We start from the raw sequence: 14,783 nt of genomic DNA on the forward strand, positions 1-14,783 counted from the left end.
CGTGTGCGGGGCGTCTCAGCCCTTCGGGGCCGCGACCGCCGCCTGGGGGCGGATCGGGAGACGGTTGACCGGGCGGCCGGTCGCCGCGCGGACCGCGGCGGCCACCGCGGCCGGGGAGGTCACGACCGGGACCGCCGAGGCGGGCTTCGCGCCGAACGGGGCGACCACGTCCCGCTCCTCGACCAGCTTCACGATGCGGATCTCCGGCGTGTCCAGCGAGGTCGGCAGGGCGTAGCCCGTGAGGTCCGGGTGGCGGACCAGGCCGCGGGCGGTGCGGAGGTTCTCGGTGAGGGCGGCGCCGATGCCCTGGGTGACGCCCGCCTCGATACGGGTCGCCAGCTGGGACGGGTTGAGGACGCGGCCGACGTCCTGGGCGACGGCCATCTCGACCACCCGGACCGAGCCCAGCTCGATGTCGACGTCCACCACCGCGCGGACCGCGCAGAAGGCCATGCCCACGAAGGCGTCGCCCTGCCCGGACCCGTCCAGCGGTTCGGTGGGGTGCGGGCGGCACTGGGCGGTGGCCCACAGCTCCTTGCCGTCCAGCGCCTCCGACACGGTCGTCGAGAGCACCCCGTCGTACGAGGTGATCTTGCCGTCCGTGATCTGGAGCAGCTCCGTGGACATCCCGAACTGGTGCGCCAGGGGCTGGAGGAGTTGGGTGCGGACCATCTTCGCGGCCCGTTCGACCGCTCCGGCGGAGACCCAGGTGTGGCGGCCGTGCGTGGCAGCGCCCGCCGGGGGCTGGTCGGTGTCGACGGAGGCGACGTGCACCTCCTCGACGCCGAGGGTCTCCTGGACGACCTGCCGGGCCAGCGTGGAGAAGCCCTGGCCGGTCTCGACGGCCGCGCAGATGACGGTGGCGACCGAGTCGTGGACCCGGACCGTGGCCGTGGACACCTCGTCGGCGCCCTCCGCGCCCAGCATGTGGACCATGCCCAGCGCGTATCCGACACCCCGCCGCACCGCGCCCGGTTCGCCCGCGCCCTCGGGCCCGCCCGGCAGCAACCAGTCGTCCTCCGGGGCGTCCTTCGGCAGGGCGGGCAGCGGGTGGTCCCGGACGGCGGTGAGCAGTTCGGCGACGGGCGCGGGGCAGGTCACGGTCTGCCCGGTCGGCAGGATGTCGCCGGTGGCCAGCACGTTGCGCATGCGCAGCTCGGCCGGGTCGATCCCCAGCTTCGCGGCCAGCTTGTCCATCTGGCCCTCGTAGGCGGCGCAGACCTGCATCGCGCCCTCGCCCCGGACATGGCCGGAGGGCGGGTTGTTCGTACGGACGGCCCACCCCTCGATGAAGGCGTGCGGGACGACGTACGGGCCGCAGGCGAAGGCGACCGCGGCGGCCAGCGACTCCGACGAGGCGTCCGCGTAGGCGCCCGCGTCCAGCAGGATCTGGGCCTCCACCTTGACCAGGCGCCCCTCCGCGTCCGCGTGGTGGCGGTAGCGCAGCAGGGTCGGGTGGCGGTGGGCGTGGCCGAGGAACGACTCCTCGCGGGTGGCGGCCAGCTTGACCGGGCAGCCGGTGCGCAGGGCGAGCAGGCCCAGCGGCAGCTGGAAGGCGGGGTCCTCGCGGTCGCCGGTCGCGCCGGGCACGCCGGTGACGACGACCTTGACCCGCTCCGGTTCGAGGCCGAAGCAGGCGGCGGCCAGGTCGCGGTCGGTGTGCGGGTCCGTGGACGCGGTGTACAGCTCGACGCCGCCGTCCGGGCGGGGCACGGCGAGCCCGGCCTCCGCGCCGATCGGGGCGGGGTCCTGCCGTCCGATGCGGTACAGCCCGTCCACGACGACCTCGCCGGCCGCCTCCGGGTCGCCGTAGCGCAGCGGGATGTGGCGGATGAGGTTGCCGTCGGGGTGCAGGGGCTCGGCCTCGAACGCCTTCTCCGGGTCGGTGACCGGGTCCAGTACCTCGTACTCGACGGCGATCGCGGCGGCGGCGAGCCGGGCGGTGTCGGGGTGGTCGGCGGCGACCGCGGCGATCGGCTCGCCGTGGTGGCGGACCAGGTCGGAGGCGAAGACGGGGCGGTCCACGACCTTGCGGCCGTACAGGGCCTCGCCCGGGACGTCCTCGTGGGTGACGACCGCGCGCACCCCGGGCATCTCGACGGCGGCCGAGGTGTCGATGGAGACGATGCGGGCGTGCGCGTGCGGGGAGCGCAGGACGGCCGCCCAGAGCAGGCCCTCGGCCCACAGGTCGGCGGCGTACGGGAAGGTGCCCTCGGTCTTGGCGCGGGCGTCGGCCGGCGGCAGCGAGGCGCCGATGCCGAGCCGCGGCTGCTCGGCCTCGGGTCCGCCCGGGCCGGCCGGCGACGGGATGCTGATCGTCGTGGGGGTGGCGCCGGCCGCGTCGTTGCTCACGCCATGCCTCCGTCCTGCTGGTGGGCCTGCACACTACCGGCGCCCGGTGCCGCCTGGTGCGGGATGCGGGGCTCCTCCGGCTCCTCGGCCCCGGACTCCTCGGCGGCCGCGCGGGCCGCGATGACCTCGTTGACCGCGTCCAGGACGCCCCGGTAGCCGGAGCAGCGGCAGAGGTTGCCGCACAGCGCCCGCCGGGTCTCCAGCTCGCTGGGGCGGTGGTTGCCCTCCAGGAGGTCGTGGACGGTCATCGCCATGCCGGGGATGCAGAAGCCGCACTGGACGGCGCCGCAGTCCGCCAGTGCCCGCTGCACGTCGGACGGTTCCCCGTCGACGGCCAGGCCCTCGACCGTACGGACCTCGCTGCCGGCGGTGGTGGCGGCGGGGACCAGGCAGGAGGCGACGAGCCGGCCGTCCACCTGGACGTTGCACGCCCCGCACTCGCCCTGCGAGCAGCCGTCCTTGGCGCCGGCCAGGCCGAGGCGTTCGCGCAGCACGTAGAGCAGGGACTCGCCGATCCAGGCGTCCGTGACGGGCCGGTCGACGCCGTTGACGTGCAGCGTGTACGAGGCGGCGGGGTGCTCGCTGGGCGGCGGGGGCCCCTCCGGGGCGTCGGGCGCCGGGGGCGCCGCTGTGCCGTGGTCCGCGTCGGCCTCGGCGCCCGCGTCCGCGACGGGCTCCTCGTCCCGGCCCGCCAGGTCGGGAGCCGCCTGCACAGGCTCGGGGACCGGCTCCGCGCCGGGCGCCGCGACGTCCTCCGCCTCCGGGCCAGGGGCGGGCCGCTCGCCCTCGGCGGCCTCCGCCGCCTCGGGAGCGCTCTCGGCAGGGGCGCCGGCGGACGTGTCAGCCGGGCCTCCGGCCAGGGCGTCGGCCGTGACGCCCACCGCTTCATGGGCCGGTACGCCTGACAGCCCGTCGGCCGGGACGCCGGCCTCCGCGTCGGCCGGGACATCGGCGGGTTCACCCGCCTCCGGCTCCGCGGCTCCGGCCGCGTCCGGCACCGCCCAGGGTGCCGGGGCGCCGCCCGGCAGCGTGGCCGGGCGGTCCGCGTACCAGTCGGCGGCGGGGGGCGGGGTGTACAGCTCGCCGGAGTCGTCCGAGAGCGGGGCGGCCGGGGCCGGCCAGGACGAGGTGTCCACCTGCCACTGGCCCGTGGCGGCCGGGTCCGTACCGTACGGCTCCTGGTACGAGCCGGTGTGCTGCTCGGGCTCGGGGTGCGGATAGCCGTAGCCGGACTGCTGGTTCGGGTCGGGCCAGTGCACCGCGTCCGGTGCGGGCTGCTGCTCCGGGGTCTGGACGGACCAGTTGCCGGTGGCCGCCGGGTCGAGGCCGGCGGCCGGGGTCAGCGGCAGGATCATCGGCGGGGTGTAGCCGTGGCCGGGCGCGGCCAGCGGGATGTCCGCCAGGTCCTCCGGCGGCAACTGGACGAAGGCCGTCGCGTCGCCGTCGTAGTCGCCCTGCGGGGTCGGCTGCCAGCCCCCGTGCTGCTCGGCGGGGTTCTCCTTGCTCACGACAGTGCCCTCCCCAGCGCGCGTCGGGCGAGCGCGGCGACGGTGCGCCGCAGGTGCAGTACGGCGGGGGACAGCGGTGGTGCCTCTCCCCCGTCGGCGGGTGGTTCGGGGTCCGGGATGCAGGCGGCCGCGACGTACTCGCCGAAGGCGGCCAGCGCGTCGGGCGCGAGGCCGCGCGCCCCGTCCCAGTCGATCAGCGAGGCGATCCAGCGCTCCGCCTCCAGCGGGCGCAGCGGCATCGGTGCGATGGCGCCGACCGCGCAGCGCACTCCGCGCCTGGCCGGGTCGAGCACGATCGCGACGGAGGCGGTGGCGCGGCCGGGTCCGGTGCGGCCGGTGGCCTTGAGGAACACCTGCGGGGCGTGCAGCAGGGGCACCCGGACGAAGCCGATCAGCTCGGCGGGCTCCAGCATCTCGCGGCCGGCCAGCAGGTGGGAGACGGGGATCTCGCGGCGGGCTCCGCCGGGTCCGGCGATGACGAGCTCGGCCTCCAGGGCGGCGAGCACCGGCAGCGCGTCCCCGGTCGGGGCGGCGGTCGCGATGTTGCCGCCGAGCGTGCCGGCGTTGCGGATCTGCGGGGGGCCCGCGGCGCGGGCGGAGGCGGCGAGCGCGGGGATCAGGGCGGCGAAGTCGGGCCGCCCCATGCGGGCGTGGGTCAGGCCGGCGCCCAGCAGGGCGTGCCCGTCCTGGTAGTGCCAGCCGCGCAGCTCGCTGATCCGGCCGAGTCCGACCAGGCCGGAGGGGCGCAGGAGCCCCTTGTTGACGGCCGACATCAGGTCCGTGCCGCCTGCCACGGGGACGGCGGCCGGCATGGCGCCGAGTGCCGCCACCGCCTCGTCCAGCGAGGCAGGCAGCGTCACGGACTGCGTCGCCTGCGGTGCGTGCGTGGTCAACCCAGCTGCCCCTTCCCGGTGTCCCGGCGCTCCCGCCTGTTTCGCCGTACGGTACGTGCTCGAAGCCCGGACGTGGCAACTCTGGCACATCTTCGGACCGGCCCGACGCGCAGGTCCGCGAAGGGTGTATCCGTCCATGGTCAGGGTAATGGTCCGGTTTTCGGGCCGGTTCGGCGGTGAGCACCCTTTGCCGGTCTTCCGCATGTCCGTACCGCTTTCTCTGTCGCCGGGGCGGCGCCGCTCCGAACGGCCGCCGCCACCACGGTCGCAGGGGCCGTGGTGGCGGGAGAGCGGGTCGGGGCCGGGCTCACACGTTCGGGGGTGCCCCCTCGATCGGGCGTCCGAGGACGCCGGGGCGCTTCTGCCAGGGGAGCGGTCCGGACGGCGGCCGGTAGCCGACGCCGAGGGCGTCCAGCCGGGCGTAGTGGGCGGTCATCCGGCTCTCGAACCCGGCGAAGTCCCGCTCGTCCGGGGCGGGCAGGGCGGACCAGGCGACCTCGGCGAAGGCGGCGAGGCGGGGGAAGACCTGGTAGTCGACGCGGGCCCGGTTCTGCATGACCTCGGACCAGGCGTTGGCCTGGGTGCCGATGACGTGCCGGGCCGCCTCCTCGCTCAGGGACGGCGGCACGGGTTCGAAGCGGTAGACGTCCTCCAGGGTGCGGACGTATCCGATGGGCATCGGCTCGTCGGGGCCGCCGTGCTGACGGTGGTCCAGATAGACCTGCTGCTCCGGGCACATGACCACGTCGTGCCCGGCCTCGGCGGCCGCGATGCCGCCCGCGTAACCGCGCCAGGAGGAGACGGCGGCGCCGGGCGCCAGGCCGCCCTCCAGGATCTCGTCCCAGCCGATGAGGCGGCGCCCCCGCGCGGTGAGCCAGGTGTCGAAGTGGCGGATGAACCAGGACTGCAGCTCGTCCTCGTCGGCCAGTCCGAGCTCCGCGATGCGGGCCTGCGCGGCGGGCGACCGCTTCCACTGGTCCTTGGGGCACTCGTCGCCGCCGACGTGGACGAACGGCGAGGTCTCCGGCGGGAAGAGTTCGAGGATCTCCTCGAAGACGCCCTCGTAGAACCGCAGGACGTGGTCGGCGGGGGCCAGGACGTTCGGTGTGATGCCCCAGTTGTCCCAGACGCCGAGCGCCGAGGTGTCGACGACGTCCGTGTTGCCCAGCTCCGGGTAGGCGCTGATGGCGGCCTGCGAGTGGCCGGGGATGTCGATCTCGGGGACGACCCGGATGTGCCGGGCGGCGGCGTAGGCGACGATCTCGCGGATGTCGTCCTGGGTGTAGTAGCCGCCGTGCGGGGTCTCGTCCCACAGTTCGGAGGCCCGGTGCCCGTACTTCGTACGCGGGCGCCAGGCGCCGGCCTCGGTGAGGCGCGGGTACCGCTTGATCTCGACGCGCCACCCCTGGTCGTCGCTGAGGTGGAAGTGGAAGACGTTCAGCTTGTGGGCGGCCAGCAGGTCGAGGTAGCGCAGGACGTCGTCCTTGGGCATGAAGTGCCGTGCCACGTCGAGCATCAGGCCGCGCCAGCCGAAGCGGGGCGCGTCCTCGATGTCGGTGAACCCGAAGCCGCGGACGGCGGCCTCGCCCACGGGCGCCCGGCGGAACGCCTCGGGGCCCAGCAGCTGGCGCAGGGTCTGGGCGCCCCAGAAGACCCCGGCCGGGCTGCCGCCGGCGATGAGGACGCCCTCGTCGGGCGTGGTGGTCAGCCGGTAGCCCTCGGCGGGCAGTCCGGCGTCGATGCGCAGCTCGACGGCGCGCCGGGTGCGCCCGGGGCCGGGGGCGAAGGGGAACCCGAAGGCGGCGCCCAGGGTGGCGCGCAGCCAGCGTTCGGTGGTCTCGGTGCCCGGGGCCGCCGCGATGGTGGTGGACGCGTCGAGGACGGTCGCGCAGCGCCCCCGTCCGTCGGCACGCAGGGGCGCCGGGATCAGTTCCATGGCCATGACGTCAGTCCTTAACCGCTCCGCCCAGTCCGGAGACCAGGCGTCGCTGTACGAGTACGAAGAAGACCAGCACGGGCACGGTCATCACCGTCGAGGCTGCCATGATCCCGCCCCAGTCGTTCTCGTCGGGTTTGAAGAAGACCAGCAACGCCATCGGGAGCGTCGACTGGGAGGTGTCGCTGATGATGAACGACTTCGCGAACAGGAAGTCGTTCCAGGTGGAGATGAACGAGAAGACGCTCGTCGCCACGAGGCCGGGGAAGACCAGCGGGAAGAGGATCTGCCACAGGAAGCGGGTGCGGCTCGCCCCGTCGATGTACGCGGCCTCCTCCAGGGCGTCCGGCACGGCCCGGACGAAGCCGCGCAGCATCCAGATGGCGAACGGCAGCGAGAACGCCAGGTGCGGCAGGATCAGCGAGCCGAGCGTGTTCAGCTGGCCGAAGTCCCGCATCAGGAAGAACAGCGGGATCGTCAGCGCCTCGACCGGCACCATCTGCGCCACCAGGAACATGATCAGCAGCGTGGTCCGGAAGCGGAACCGGAACCGGGTGACCGCCGTGGCCGCCAGGAACGCGATGAGCGCGGAGGCGACGACGACGGTACCGGCGACGAGCAGGCTGTTCAGGAAGTAGCGCCCGAAGTCCTGCTGCTGGAAGACCCGCCGGAAGGAGTCCAGGGACGGCGACAGGGTCCAGGGCCGGGGGTGCGCGGACTGGATCTCGCCCGCCGGTTTGAGGGCGGAGAGCACCATCCAGTACAGCGGGAAGGCGACGGCGGCGGCGATGAGCAGGGCCGCGGCCTCGGCGGCGAGCCGGCCCGGCCGGCGGACGGGCGAACGGGCGGGCAGGCTCACAGTTCCTCCCCCTGACGGCGTACGAGACGCAGGTACACGAGCGTGACGGCGAGCAGGATCAGCAGCATCACGACGCCGATCGCGGAGCCGAGGCTGTACTGCGAGGAGGCGAACGCCTTCTGGTACGCGTACACGTTGAGCACCAGGTTCTGCCCGGCGATCCCGCCGCCGTTGGTCATGACGTAGATCTGGGTGAACACCTTGAAGTCCCAGATGACCGACTGGATGGTGACGACGGTCAGGAGCGGCCGCAGCATCGGGACCGTGACGGAACGCCAGGTCCGCCACTGCGAGGCCCCGTCCAGCGCCGCGGCCTCCAGCACCTCGGCGGGGATCGCCCGGATTCCCGCGTACACGGTGACCATCACGAACGGGAAGGAGCACCACAGGACTTCGAGGAGCACCAGCGCGAAGGCGCTGTAGCGCCCGTACGTCCACGAGTGGTCACCGAGCCCCAGAATCCGGTTGACCGGGCCGAAGTCGGCGTCGAAGAGGAAGACCCAGACCGTCGACCCGGTGATCGCGGGCGTCGCCCAGGCGCCGAGCGCGGCCAGCATGAGGGCGAGCCGGGGCACGGCCCGTATCCGGGTCAGCAGGACGGCCAGCGCGCAGCCGGTGAGCAGGGTGGCCAGCACGCAGGCCGCGGCGAAGACCACGGTGGCGAGGAGGACCTGCCAGAACTGGCCGTCCCCGAACAGGGTGGTGTAGTTGCCGAACCCCTGGAAGGTGGCCGGTTCGCCACCGCTGACCTGGGCCTGGGTGTACTCCAGGAAGGAGATCAGGCCGAGCTGGTAGATCGGGTAGACCAGGAGCCCGCCGAGCAGGACGAGCGCGGGCAGCAGATAGAGCCAGGGGGTCCAGCCCGGCCGCCGGGCCGGGGAGGCGGGGCGGCGGCGCGGACCGGTCGCGGGACGCGTCTTGTACGCCGTGCTGTTCGCGGTCATCGTCAGCCCGCTTCGGCGAACGCCGCGTCCATCTTCTTCGCGGCGTCGTCGGCCGCCTTCGCCACGTCCTTACGGCCGCTGACGATCTCCTGGAACATGGTGGGCAGGATCAGCGAGGAGTCGATCTGCCCCCAGGCCGGGGAGGCGGGGACGAACTTGGCGCCGGCGCCGAGCGTCTTGACGAAGGGCTCGACGAAGGGCTCGCGCTTCGCGGCGGCGGCGCGCACGTCGGTGTAGGTCGGCAGGAAGCCCATCGCGTCGAACATGCGGGCCTGGGACGCCTTGCCGGTCAGCTCCTTCATCAGGCCGACGGCCAGGCTGCGGTGCTCGCTGCTCTTCAGCACGCCGATGTTGTTGCCGCCGGCGAACGCGGGCGCGACGGACCCTTCGGCGACGCCGGGCAGCGGGACGACCGCGTACGTGCCCTTGACGCTGCCGGCCTCGACGGCCGCGTGGCTGAAGTCGCCGCCGATGGCCATGGCGGCCTTGCCGGACGCGAAGGCGGTGACGGTCGCGTTGCCGCCCATCGCCGCGCACTTGGCGGGCGGGCAGTTGGCGTCGCCGAACAGCGAGGTGTACGCCTCGATGCCCTTGCGGGCCTTCGCGCTGTTGATGGCCGCCTTGTACGAGGAGCCGTCCCGGTCGGCCAGTTCGCCGCCGTGGGCCCAGATGAACGGCATCGCGCCGTAGGTGTAGGCGCCGCCGACGGCGAGCCCGTACAGGTCCGGCCGCTTCCGGTGGATCTTCCTGGCGGTGGAGATCAGTTCGGCCTGGGACTTGGGCGGTGCGATGCCCAGGTCCGCGAAGACGTCGGTGCGGTAGTACAGCGCCCGGACGCCGACGAAGAGCGGGGCCCCGTAGACCTTGCCGTCGACCGTCACGGACTGCTCGGCGGCCGGGTCGGTGTCCTTCGCGTCCGCCCAGGCTCCGAACTCGGACGTGATGTCGGCGAGCCCGCCGTCCTTGACGTACCCGGCGGTGTCGGTGTTGCCGTACTCGATGAGGTCGGGGGCGCTCTTCGGGTCGTTGAAGGCGGCCTTGACGCGCTGGGCGCGGGTCTCGACCGGGATGTACTCGATCTCGACCTCGGCGCCCTCGTGGGCCTTCTCAAAGGCGGCGACCGCGGTGTCGACCACCTTCTCCTTCGGCTTGTTGCCGACCTCCTGGAACAGCCAGACACGCAGCGTGCCGGTCTTCTCGTCGCCCTTGGCACCGGTGTCGGAGGTCTGCGGGGCACAGGCGGTGGCGGTGAGGCCCGCCAGGACGAGCGCCGCGGCGGGAGCGGCGATTCGGGCAGAGAACTTCATCCGGGAACCCCTACCGGTCAGCGTTGCAGCATGCGCAACGCGTGTTTCGTTCTGCACAACAGGCAGGAGAGTAGGTGGGGTCCGGGACGGCGACAAGTGGTCTGCACCACCTCTGCACCACTCCGTGACCTCGCGGAGCAGCCCGTGCAACGGCATGCGAAAGACCCCCGGGGCACGCGGATGCGCACCCCGGGGGTCTCCCGGACGTTCAGCTGCGGGCCGTACCGGTGGCCGCTACTTCTTGTCCTTGCCGCCCTTGCCCTTGTCGCCGCCGGCGCCCATGGACTCGTAGATCTCCTTGCACATCGGGCAGACCGGGTACTTCTTGGGGTCGCGCCCCGGTACCCAGACCTTTCCGCACAGTGCGACCACGGGAGTGCCCTCCAGGGCGCTCGCCATGATCTTGTCCTTCTGGACGTAATGGGCGTAGCGCTCGTGGTCGCCGTCGCCGTTCGACACCTGTGGCGTCGGCTCCACGAGGGTTCCGGTACCTGCCCCGCGCTCGGGCTCAAGAGTGCTCATAACCGCCAAGCGTACTGAAGAACGGGACATCAGTTCAGCGAAGGGTCGTCCGGATACGTGGCGATCATGGCCAGTTCGCTGCGCTGCCGGCGCAGGACCGCACGCCACAGGCCCTCCGGGCGCGGCGAGGACACGTCACCGGGCTCCGATTCCACCACGTACCAGGCGCCCTCGGACAGCTCGCGCTCCAGCTGTCCCGGCCCCCAGCCCGCGTACCCGGCGAAGATCCGCAGCGAGCCCACGGCCGCCGCCAGCAGCTCGGGCGGCGCCTCCAGGTCCACCAGCCCGATCGCCCCGTACACCCGGCGCCAGCCGAGGGGCCCCTCGCCGCCGGGGATCACCGCGACCCCGAGGGCGGAGTCCAGCGAGACCGGACCGCCCTGGAAGACGACCTCCGGCTCGCCGGTCAGCCCGGCCCAGCCCGCCAGGATGTCCACGACGCCCACCGGGGTGGGGCGGTTGAGGACCACGCCGAGGGAGCCCTCCTCGTCGTGGTCGAGGAGCAGCACGACCGCGCGGTCGAAGTTCGGGTCCGCCAGGGCGGGCGCGGCCACGAGCAGCCGCCCTGTGAGCGAGGACACCTCGGTCATGGCAGAAATGATCCCGCATCCGCGGCCTCGGCGGGGGCCAAGTGACGTGGTCGTCGCGTTCGGTGCCCGAGCGCAGCTCAGGGCGCACGGGTGCACGAGGAGCGCACGACCGGGCCGCCGATCCGGACGGTGACCCTCCGCACGTCCCGCGCAGCAGAGCGTGTCGAGGCGGATTCACGACGTTCGTACACCACCCGTTCCCTTACGGAACGGGGGTGCGGGGCCATTACCCTTTCGTTTGGCCCCCCTGCCCGACCACTCCGGAACGCGAGATTCATGACCGGCACAGACGATGTCCTGCTTGTCCACGGCGGAACCCCGCTGGAGGGCGAGATCCGCGTCCGAGGCGCCAAGAACCTGGTGCCCAAGGCGATGGTCGCCGCGCTGCTCGGCAGCGGGCCCAGCCGGCTGCGCAACGTGCCCGACATCCGCGACGTACGCGTGGTGCGCGGGCTGCTCCAGCTGCACGGGGTGACGGTCCGCCCCGGCGAGGAGCCGGGCGAGCTGGTCCTGGACCCCACGCACGTCGAGAGCGCCAACGTCGCCGACATCGACGCCCACGCGGGCTCCTCGCGCATCCCGATCCTGTTCTGCGGTCCGCTGCTGCACCGCCTGGGCCACGCCTTCATCCCGGGGCTCGGCGGCTGCGACATCGGCGGCCGGCCGATCGACTTCCACTTCGACGTGCTGCGCCAGTTCGGCGCGACCATCGAGAAGCGGGCGGACGGGCAGTACCTGGAGGCCCCGCAGCGGCTGCGCGGCACCAAGATCCGGCTGCCGTACCCCTCGGTGGGCTCCACCGAGCAGGTGCTGCTGACCGCGGTGCTCGCCGAGGGCGTCACGGAGCTGTCCAACGCGGCCGTGGAGCCGGAGATCGAGGACCTGATCTGCGTCCTGCAGAAAATGGGCGCGATCATCTCGATGGACACCGACCGGACCATCCGGATCACCGGTGTGGACCGCCTCGACGGCTACACCCACCGTGCCCTCCCGGACCGCCTGGAGGCCGCCTCCTGGGCGTCCGCCGCACTGGCGACCGAGGGCAACATCTACGTCCGGGGCGCCCAGCAGCGCTCGATGATGACGTTCCTGAACACCTACCGCAAGGTGGGCGGCGCCTTCGAGATCGACGACGAGGGCATCCGCTTCTGGCACCCGGGCGGCGCGCTCAACGCCATCGCGCTGGAGACGGACGTGCACCCCGGTTTCCAGACGGACTGGCAGCAGCCGCTGGTGGTCGCGCTGACGCAGGCCGCGGGCCTCTCCATCGTCCACGAGACGGTGTACGAGTCCCGGCTCGGCTTCACCTCCGCGCTGAACCAGATGGGCGCGCACATCCAGCTCTACCGCGAGTGCCTGGGCGGCTCGGACTGCCGCTTCGGCCAGCGCAACTTCCTGCACTCCGCTGTCGTGTCGGGCCCCACGGAGCTCCAGGGCGCGGACCTGGTCATCCCGGACCTGCGCGGCGGCTTCTCGTACCTGATCGCCGCCCTGGCGGCCCAGGGCACCTCCCGGGTGCACGGCATCGACCTGATCAACCGGGGCTACGAGAACTTCATGGACAAGCTGGAGAAGCTGGGCGCCAAGGTGGAGCTGCCGGGCGGCTCGCTCGTCTGAGGGCCCTCAGCGGCCGCTGGCGGGCCGAATGCCGAAGGGCGGCCACCCCTGGAGGGGGTGGCCGCCCTTCGTCGTGCCCAGGGGTCTTACTTGCCCTTGGCGGCTTCCTTGAGCTTGGAGCCCGCGGAGACCTTCACGCTGTAGCCGGCCGGGATGTTGATCGGGTCGCCGGTCTGCGGGTTACGAGCGGTGCGAGCGGCACGGTGGGTGCGCTCGAAGGTCAGGAAACCGGGGATGGTGACCTTCTCGTCGCCCTTGGCGACGACCTCACCGACGGTCTCGGCGAGAGCGGCCAGCACGGCGTCGGCGTCCTTGCGGGTCACCTCGGCACGGTCGGCCAGGGCGGCCACCAGCTCACTGCGGTTCATGTTGTTACTCCCGTGTTCTTCTTGCCTGTGAGGCGTGAGATCGAAGCCGATGCTGCCAGGGCCCTCGGACAGTCCCCGTACCCGGGTCCGCCCTTGAGAGGGTCCGGTAGACCTCGCGCCCTGTGGGGTCTCCCCTGGACGTAGTCCTTGAGGAAGCATCCTGCCCCCACCTGCGGCGGGAAAGCCAATCCGGCACCCTCCGGGAGCCGCGCGAACAGCACCACTGCCTCGTCGTGGTGACGTCCCGTCGACTCCCCCAGAGCCGTCCGCAGCATTGCGGGGCTCTGCGGGACGCGTCGCCCGCCCACCCTAAAGGGGCGTTTGGGGCGCCGCGACCCGCGACGCGCCGTAGTCAGACGGACGTGGGCGCCGTCACAGTGGCTCCGGCGGCCCGCGCGGCGTCCCGGACGGCACCGGCGACCGCACCGGCGACCTTGTCGTTGAAGACCGACGGGATGATGTAGTTCGCGTTCACCTCGTCCTCGGCGACCACGTCGGCCAGGGCGCGCGCGGCGGCGAGCATCATGTCCGTGTTGACGGTGCGCGACTGGGCGTCGAGCAGGCCCCGGAAGACGCCGGGGAAGACCAGCACGTTGTTGATCTGGTTCGGGAAGTCCGAGCGCCCCGTGGCCACGACGGCGGCGGTGCGGCGGGCGATCGCCGGGTCCACCTCGGGGTCCGGATTCGCGAGCGCGAACACGATCGCGCCGTCCGCCATGGCGGCCACGTCGTCCCCGTCCAGCACGTTGGGGGCGGAGACGCCGATGAAGACGTCGGCCCCGACCACGGCCTCCTTGAGGGTGCCGGTGATGTTCTCCGGGTTGGTGTTGTCGGCGATCCAGCACAGCGGCGAGTCCGGGTCGGCGGACCGCAGGTCCTCGCGGCCGGAGTGCACCACGCCGTGGATGTCGGCGACGACGGCGTGCTTGACGCCCGCGGCGATGAGGAGCTTCAGGATGGCCGTACCGGCCGCTCCGGCGCCGGACATGACGACCCGCACGTCCCCGATCGCCTTGCCCACCACGCGCAGCGCGTTGGTCAGCGAGGCCAGGACGACGATCGCCGTGCCGTGCTGGTCGTCGTGGAAGACGGGGATGTCCAGGGCCTCGCGCAGCCGGGCCTCGATCTCGAAGCAGCGCGGCGCGGAGATGTCCTCCAGGTTGATCCCGGCGAAGCCGGGCGCGATGGCCTTGACGATCTCGACGATGGCGTCGGTGTCCTGGGTGTCCAGGCAGATCGGCCACGCGTCGATGCCGGCGAAGCGCTTGAAGAGGGCCGCCTTGCCCTCCATGACGGGCAGCGCGGCCTTCGGGCCGATGTTGCCGAGGCCGAGCACCGCGGAGCCGTCCGTCACGACTGCGACGGAGTTGCGCTTGATGGTGAGGCGGCGGGCGTCCTCCGGATTCTCGGCGATCGCCATGCAGACCCGGGCCACGCCGGGGGTGTAGATCATCGAGAGGTCGTCGCGGTTGCGGATGGGGTGCTTGGACGCCATCTCGATCTTGCCGCCGAGGTGCATGAGGAACGTACGGTCGGAGACCTTGCCGAGCACGACGCCCTCGATGCCGCGCAGCCCCTCGACGATCTCGTCGGCGTGCGCGGTGGAGGAGGCGGCGATCGTGACGTCGATCCGCAGCTTCTCGTGGCCGGAAGCGGTCACGTCGAGGCCGGTGACCGAACCGCCGGAGGACTCCACGGCCGTGGTGAGCTGGGAGACCGCGGTGCCGCTCGCGGGCACCTCCAGCCTGACCGTCATCGAGTACGAGACGCTGGGCGCCGTTGCCATGGCCGAGTCCTTCGCTTTCCCTAGCTTCATTGCTGCGCGGCCGGGGCGCTCGCCTCGGACACGCTTCCCGATATTCGCACCTACTGGCCGGTAGCCGGTAA

12 protein-coding genes are annotated in these 14,783 nt (G+C 72.7%); 1 reads left to right on the forward strand and 11 read right to left on the reverse strand.

Annotated elements, in window-relative coordinates:
- Positions 1–15: 15 nt before the first annotated feature.
- From ACFUJY_RS16340 to ACFUJY_RS16380, 9 genes are all read right to left on the reverse strand, one after another.
- On the reverse strand, positions 16–2,352 hold the full coding sequence (locus tag ACFUJY_RS16340) for a xanthine dehydrogenase family protein molybdopterin-binding subunit (protein ID WP_383299364.1): 2,337 nt from the start codon (positions 2,350–2,352) through the stop codon (positions 16–18).
- Positions 2,349–3,860 carry a 2Fe-2S iron-sulfur cluster-binding protein gene (locus ACFUJY_RS16345; RefSeq protein ID WP_383299367.1) on the reverse strand — a complete coding sequence of 504 codons (1,512 nt, stop codon included), beginning with the start codon at positions 3,858–3,860 and terminating at the stop codon, positions 2,349–2,351. Before ACFUJY_RS16345 ends, ACFUJY_RS16340 begins: the two co-directional genes overlap by 4 nt.
- Complete coding sequence (locus tag ACFUJY_RS16350) at positions 3,857–4,753, reverse strand: FAD binding domain-containing protein (RefSeq protein ID WP_361034052.1); 897 nt, start codon at positions 4,751–4,753, stop codon at positions 3,857–3,859. The genes ACFUJY_RS16345 and ACFUJY_RS16350 overlap by 4 nt, the downstream gene beginning before the upstream one ends.
- A 307-nt stretch (positions 4,754–5,060) precedes the next feature.
- Entirely contained in the window at positions 5,061–6,695 is a 1,635-nt protein-coding gene (locus ACFUJY_RS16355) for a beta-N-acetylhexosaminidase (RefSeq protein WP_383299370.1), read from the reverse strand.
- A gap of 4 nt (positions 6,696–6,699) precedes the next feature.
- Positions 6,700–7,548, reverse strand: coding sequence for a carbohydrate ABC transporter permease (locus ACFUJY_RS16360; RefSeq protein WP_383299372.1), 849 nt, complete (start codon positions 7,546–7,548; stop codon positions 6,700–6,702).
- Positions 7,545–8,492 (reverse strand): carbohydrate ABC transporter permease, encoded by a 948-nt coding sequence (locus ACFUJY_RS16365; RefSeq protein ID WP_383299375.1) that lies wholly within the window; start codon positions 8,490–8,492, stop codon positions 7,545–7,547. The genes ACFUJY_RS16360 and ACFUJY_RS16365 overlap by 4 nt, the downstream gene beginning before the upstream one ends.
- Before the next feature lie 2 nt (positions 8,493–8,494).
- Positions 8,495–9,799 carry an extracellular solute-binding protein gene (locus ACFUJY_RS16370; protein ID WP_383299377.1) on the reverse strand — a complete coding sequence of 435 codons (1,305 nt, stop codon included), beginning with the start codon at positions 9,797–9,799 and terminating at the stop codon, positions 8,495–8,497.
- Positions 9,800–10,033: 234 nt separating this feature from the next.
- A complete protein-coding gene (locus ACFUJY_RS16375) occupies positions 10,034–10,321 on the reverse strand; it encodes a DUF3039 domain-containing protein (protein WP_026171211.1) in 288 nt (95 codons plus the stop codon).
- A gap of 29 nt (positions 10,322–10,350) precedes the next feature.
- Positions 10,351–10,911 carry a YqgE/AlgH family protein gene (locus ACFUJY_RS16380; protein ID WP_161211409.1) on the reverse strand — a complete coding sequence of 187 codons (561 nt, stop codon included), beginning with the start codon at positions 10,909–10,911 and terminating at the stop codon, positions 10,351–10,353.
- A gap of 276 nt (positions 10,912–11,187) precedes the next feature.
- On the opposite strand from ACFUJY_RS16380, the gene murA reads away from it, so the two are divergent.
- Positions 11,188–12,528 carry a UDP-N-acetylglucosamine 1-carboxyvinyltransferase gene (gene murA / locus ACFUJY_RS16385; RefSeq protein ID WP_383299380.1) on the forward strand — a complete coding sequence of 447 codons (1,341 nt, stop codon included), beginning with the start codon at positions 11,188–11,190 and terminating at the stop codon, positions 12,526–12,528.
- 86 nt (positions 12,529–12,614) lie between these two features.
- Here murA and ACFUJY_RS16390 read toward each other — a convergent pair whose 3' ends face one another.
- On the reverse strand, positions 12,615–12,896 hold the full coding sequence (locus tag ACFUJY_RS16390) for an HU family DNA-binding protein (protein WP_017237029.1): 282 nt from the start codon (positions 12,894–12,896) through the stop codon (positions 12,615–12,617).
- A 352-nt stretch (positions 12,897–13,248) separates the two neighbouring features.
- The gene (locus tag ACFUJY_RS16395) at positions 13,249–14,682 is read right to left on the reverse strand and encodes an NAD-dependent malic enzyme (RefSeq protein ID WP_383299383.1); all 1,434 of its coding nucleotides are present in this window, start codon (positions 14,680–14,682) and stop codon (positions 13,249–13,251) included.
- Between the last annotated feature and the right edge of the window lie 101 nt (positions 14,683–14,783).

It is taken from the genome of Streptomyces sp. NPDC057249, from assembly GCF_042669245.1.
In the GTDB taxonomy this organism is placed as follows: domain Bacteria; phylum Actinomycetota; class Actinomycetes; order Streptomycetales; family Streptomycetaceae; genus Streptomyces.

Excerpts from the sequence above, each read along its gene's own strand:
- ACFUJY_RS16355 (WP_383299370.1), bottom strand. The coding sequence starts at position 6,695 with ATGGCCATGGAACTGATCCCGGCGCCCCTGCGTGCCGACGGACGGGGG.
- ACFUJY_RS16365 (WP_383299375.1), bottom strand. The coding sequence starts at position 8,492 with ATGACCGCGAACAGCACGGCGTACAAGACGCGTCCCGCGACCGGTCCG.
- ACFUJY_RS16370 (WP_383299377.1), bottom strand. The coding sequence starts at position 9,799 with ATGAAGTTCTCTGCCCGAATCGCCGCTCCCGCCGCGGCGCTCGTCCTG.
- ACFUJY_RS16375 (WP_026171211.1), bottom strand. The coding sequence starts at position 10,321 with ATGAGCACTCTTGAGCCCGAGCGCGGGGCAGGTACCGGAACCCTCGTG.
- ACFUJY_RS16380 (WP_161211409.1), bottom strand. The coding sequence starts at position 10,911 with ATGACCGAGGTGTCCTCGCTCACAGGGCGGCTGCTCGTGGCCGCGCCC.
- murA (WP_383299380.1), top strand. The coding sequence starts at position 11,188 with ATGACCGGCACAGACGATGTCCTGCTTGTCCACGGCGGAACCCCGCTG.
- ACFUJY_RS16390 (WP_017237029.1), bottom strand. The coding sequence starts at position 12,896 with ATGAACCGCAGTGAGCTGGTGGCCGCCCTGGCCGACCGTGCCGAGGTG.
- ACFUJY_RS16395 (WP_383299383.1), bottom strand. The coding sequence starts at position 14,682 with ATGGCAACGGCGCCCAGCGTCTCGTACTCGATGACGGTCAGGCTGGAG.